The organism is Planktothrix sp. FACHB-1355 (assembly GCF_014748295.1).
Lineage (GTDB): Bacteria > Cyanobacteriota > Cyanobacteriia > Cyanobacteriales > Aerosakkonemataceae > Aerosakkonema > Aerosakkonema funiforme_A.
Genome location: NZ_JACJUP010000448.1, coordinates 1 through 4,849, shown reverse-complemented (window position 1 = coordinate 4,849; position 4,849 = coordinate 1). Strand labels below are relative to the sequence as shown.

3 protein-coding genes and 1 pseudogene are annotated in these 4,849 nt (G+C 43.7%); 1 reads left to right on the top strand and 3 read right to left on the bottom strand.

Annotation, left to right across the window (positions count from 1 at the left end):
* Positions 1 to 138: 138 nt before the first annotated feature.
* From H6S82_RS18080 to H6S82_RS18070, 3 genes and pseudogenes are all read right to left on the bottom strand, one after another.
* Positions 139 to 1,113: a cysteine synthase A gene (locus H6S82_RS18080; RefSeq protein WP_190466253.1), complete on the bottom strand. Its 975-nt coding sequence runs from the start codon at positions 1,111 to 1,113 to the stop codon at positions 139 to 141.
* A gap of 86 nt (positions 1,114 to 1,199) precedes the next feature.
* Positions 1,200 to 1,784, bottom strand: a pseudogene (locus H6S82_RS18075) (Uma2 family endonuclease).
* A gap of 105 nt (positions 1,785 to 1,889) precedes the next feature.
* The gene (locus tag H6S82_RS18070) at positions 1,890 to 2,528 is read right to left on the bottom strand and encodes a peroxiredoxin (RefSeq protein ID WP_190466255.1); all 639 of its coding nucleotides are present in this window, start codon (positions 2,526 to 2,528) and stop codon (positions 1,890 to 1,892) included.
* Positions 2,529 to 2,778: 250 nt separating this feature from the next.
* Here H6S82_RS18070 and H6S82_RS18065 point away from each other — a divergent pair.
* A partial coding sequence (locus H6S82_RS18065; RefSeq protein WP_191056505.1) for a UPF0182 family protein occupies positions 2,779 to 4,849 on the top strand: 2,071 nt, incomplete at its 3' end.

Genomic DNA, 4,849 nt, shown 5'->3' with positions numbered 1-4,849 from the left:
GATGTGCTGCTAATGCGTTGATTTGCGTGATTGTCATTGGTCAGTGGTCAATTGTTAATTGTTATTTGTCATTTGCTATTTGTTAATAGCCAAAAGTTAGTAGGAATTTTCTCTTGACCAATGACCAATGAGCAATGACTAATCAGGTAATAGTTCTTTTGATGCCATCCATTCCCGATTGTAAAGTCGCGATTGATAACGACTGCCGCTATCGCAGAGAATGGTGACAATCGTGTGACCTGGGCCCATTTGCTTGGCCAAGGCTACAGCTGCACCTACGTTGATACCGGAAGAACCGCCCAGAAATAGGCCATCTTTTTTCAACAGTTGGTAAATTACGCGCACAGCTTCTTTATCGTCAATTTGGATCGCGTCGTCGATCGGCACATCTTCCATGTTAGCGGTAACGCGACTGTTACCAATTCCTTCTGTAATCGAATTGCCTTCCATTTTAAGGTCGCCTGTTTTGATGTAACTGTAAAGCGCACTGCCCATCGGGTCTGCCAAAACAGTTTTCACATCGGGATTTTTTTCTTTCAGGTACATCGCCACACCTGCTAAAGTACCGCCTGTTCCGGTAGCGCAAGTGAAGGCATTAACTTGACCGTTCGTTTGTTCCCAGATTTCTTTTCCGGTAGTCTCGTAATGGGCGCGACGGTTGGCTAAATTATCGAATTGGTTAGCCCAAATGGCGTTTTCCATCTCGAAGGCAATTCTGCCAGAAAGTCTCACATAGTTATTCGGGTCTTTGTAAGGTACGGCGGGAACGGGACGCACTTCTGCACCCAACGTCCTCAACATATCCATTTTTTCTTGGGATTGAGTATCTGGAATGATAATCAGGCATTTGTAGCCTTTGGCGTTGCAAATGTGGGCCAATCCGATGCCTGTGTTGCCTGCGGTTCCTTCTACTACTGTACCGCCTGGTTTGAGTAAGCCTTTTTGTTCGGCATCTTCGATAATGTAGAGGGCGGCGCGGTCTTTCACTGACCCGCCGGGATTGAGAAATTCTGCTTTGCCGAGGATTTCGCAGCCGGTTTCTTCGCTGAAGCTGTTTAACCGAATTAGGGGCGTGTTGCCAACTGTGCCTATAAAGCCGTTTTTGATGTCCATTTTGGGATTTACCTGAGTTCCTTTAAAATTTTGACTTATTGGGGTATTTTAGGATTTATAATTTTTTGGGAGTGCGATCGATCTTTCTACCAAACTTTACTCATATTAAGCACAAATCCAGGTAATACAGGATCGCCGCTAACTGTATCGGGATTATCTAAACATTCTACTTCTTGACCTGGACGATAAATATAAACTTGTCGCTGCTTTCGGTCAATTAGCCAGCCTAACTGTACTCCTGGCTCTCTCATATATTCTGCCATTTTTTCTTGTAATGGTTTTAGGTTATCGGAAGGTGACCTGAGTTCAATTACAAAGTCGGGACAAATAGGAGCGAACTTTTGTTTTTATTCAGAAGAAAGAGTATTCCACCGTTCTAATTTTATCCAGGAAGCATCGGGCGATCGCTCTGCACCTGTTGATAGTTTGAATCCGGTACTTGGGCTAAAAGCTATACCAGTAGCATCTTGTTCTGACCATACCCATAGCTGTCCTAATATGTTAAATTCTCTATTTCCTGTTTCCGAACCTGTGGGGGGCATAATTATTAATTCTCCAAATTTGTTGCGTTCTATGCGTAAATCGCAATTGATTTGGCAGAACTCAAAAAATTGCTCGTCTGTCATTTGCAGTGCTGGCGGCATCCGCAATACTATGAGTTCGGAAAGCATATCAATTTCCTCAAGGGTTACTCCTACTAAATAACATTATGACTGAACCATAAAGTGTAACAACATACCTAAAAAAAGGTGGGCAATGCCCACCCTACTTTGAGTTTACTTGTCGGGTTGAGGTGTCATCCGCAGATAGGGTTTAATTTCTTGGTAACCTTTGGGGAATTTCTCCTTGAGGACTTCGGGATCTTTGAGAGAAGGGACAATCACCACATCATCCCCATCTTTCCAGTTAACTGGAGTCGCTACACTATATTGATCCGTCAGTTGCAGGGAGTCGATGACTCGCAGGATTTCGTCGAAATTGCGACCTGTGCTGGGAGGATAGGTGAAGCTGAGACGCAATTTCTTTTGCGGGTCAATTACGAAGACTGTCCGAACGGTCACGGTGTTGGTGGCGTTCGGGTGGATCATGTCGTAAAGGTCAGAGACTTTCTTATCCGGATCTGCCAGAATGGGATAATTGAGAGCGACACTCTGGGTTTCTTCGATATCTCCAATCCAGCCTTTGTGAGATTCCACGTCATCTACGCTCAGAGCGATCGCTTTGACGTTGCGCTTGTCAAATTCTGGTTTGAGACGGGCGACTTCGCCTAGCTCGGTGGTGCAAACTGGTGTATAATCTGCGGGGTGGGAGAAAAGTACGACCCAGCTATCGCCTGCCCAGTCGTAAAAGTTAATTTCGCCTTCGTTCGATGCTTGAGTAAAGTTGGGTACGGTGTCGCCAAGTCTAAGCGCCATAATAATTGGTTTCCTCTGATCTGAAACCGCTAAATCATTTACTTTGAGATCATGCCATAAATACTCCCGTTGTCCGAGCGGAGTTTAGATATTTTAAGAATTGGGGTCGGGGAAACGGGAATAAATGCCTATGCCTGGTTTGGCGATCGCACCTACCCATAGTTACAGAGGATCTAGACTGAAGGATGGGGAAAGTGCAACTTAGTGCAAAATGTAGCTATTGGCAAAATCGAGCTAATCGCTAAAATCTGTGTTGGGGAAAATCATTTTTCAAGCGATCGCTTTACTGCTGGGACTGTGGTTGGTCTATAACCTGCTGTCCCATTTAGCAGTAGAAATTCTATGGTTTAACGAAGTTTCGTATCTGTCGGTATTTTTGTTGAGTCTGAAGACGCAGCTGGGGTTGTGGGCGATCGCATCCACTGCTAGCACAGTCTTTATCGTGCTTAATCTGTGGATAGCGCAACGGTGGCAGCATCCCAAACCAGAAACAACGAAAGAACAGATACGGGTATCTTCTGTCACGAGGAGGATAAAGCTGCCCTGGCTGATGTCTGCTGTGGTGGCATTGAGTTTCCTAGTTGGGATGATGTTAATTCATTACGGTCGGGCTGCCTTAAACTTTTGGCAACCCGATCGCAGCAGTGCTACTGCGCCACCATTATTACCGCCTCGTTTCGATTTCAGTTCGATTTGGCAGATTTTGGGGTTGCCGCCCGGGCAAATTTGGTGGCTGGGTGTATTGACAATTATGGCGATTCCGATTATTTGTCGCCCCCAGTTTTGCTTGAAAGCGGTCGGGCTTCTCATGAGTTTATGTTTTGGTGCGATCGTATCCGGATACTGGGCTGAAGTTTTGCAGTATTTTCATCCCACATTATTCAACCGCACCGATCCGTTATTTCATAGAGATATTAGTTTTTATGTATTTATTTTGCCCGGTCGAGAATTACTAGAATTTTGGCTATTAGGATTATTTTTGTACACCTTTTTAGCTGTCGCATTAGTTTATTTACTATCTGGAGATAGCCTCAGCCAAGGAATTTTTCCCGGTTTCAGCAGGTCACAGCAGCGCCACTTATACGGACTGGGCGGTGCTTTTATGCTTAGTATAGCTTTTAGCTATTGGTTACGCCGCTACGAACTGGTTTATTCCAATCGCGGAGTTACTTACGGTGCCACTTACACGGATGTGACGGTGCAATTACCTGTTTATACCGGGTTAAGTTTTCTCTCACTGGCGATCGGAGTTTTCCTGCTGTGGCAAACTGTTTTTTGGTTTCCAAAAAAGAAGCCTTGGTTAAATAGGATAAGTAAAATTTTGCCTATCTTTTTCCTGTTTTGCGTCTTTACTTTTGCCGTTTTATTGCCGAATGCAGTGCAACGGTTCATCGTCCAACCCAACGAATTAGCAAGAGAAATACCCTACATAGAGCGCGGCATTACCCTCACACGTCAGGCATTTGGTCTTGATGATATCGAAGTCAGAACATTTGAACCTGAAGGAGGGCTAACTTATGAAAAAATCCAGGCTAACGATCTGACTATTAATAATATTCGTCTTTGGGATACGCGCCCCCTATTGCAAACTAATCGACAGCTGCAACAAATTCGACCCTATTACAAGTTTGCTAACGCCGATATCGATCGCTACACCTTGAAAAGCGATAATAATGATACTGAAAAGCGGCAAGTGATTTTGGCGGGACGGGAGTTAGATTACAGTGCTGTACCAAAAGAAGCTCAAACTTGGGTAAACAAACACTTAATCTATACTCACGGTTATGGTTTTACTATGTCTCCTGTGAATACCGTTGCGGCTGGAGGGCTGCCAGATTACTTCGTTAAAAATATTAATAGCCCCAATCCAAATAAAGGTGGTGGCTTGGAAACTTCCAGTCAAAAAATTAGTGTTAGCATTCCGATTAATTATCCTCGAATTTATTATGGAGAAATTAGTGATAATTATGTTATTGCTCCAACTAACGTGAATGAGTTGGACTATCCAGCAGGTGATGAAAATGTCTATAATTCCTATGATGGACGGGGTGGTATACGCATTAATTCCTGGTGGCGTCGTTTAGTATTTGCTGAATATTTAAAAGATTGGCAAATGCTTTTTGCTGAAAACTTTACGTCGAAAACTAAAGTGCTTTTGCGCCGCAATATCGATTTGCGAGTTAGGACGATCGCTCCTTTTTTACGTTATGACAAAGATCCATATCTTGTAGTTGCTAATGCAAATTTATATGAAGCAGATAAAAGTTTTTCCTCTACTTCGCGAAATTATTTGTATTGGCTAGTCGATGCCTATACTACAA

Excerpts from the sequence above, each read along its gene's own strand:
- H6S82_RS18080 (WP_190466253.1), bottom strand. The coding sequence starts at position 1,113 with ATGGACATCAAAAACGGCTTTATAGGCACAGTTGGCAACACGCCCCTA.
- H6S82_RS18070 (WP_190466255.1), bottom strand. The coding sequence starts at position 2,528 with ATGGCGCTTAGACTTGGCGACACCGTACCCAACTTTACTCAAGCATCG.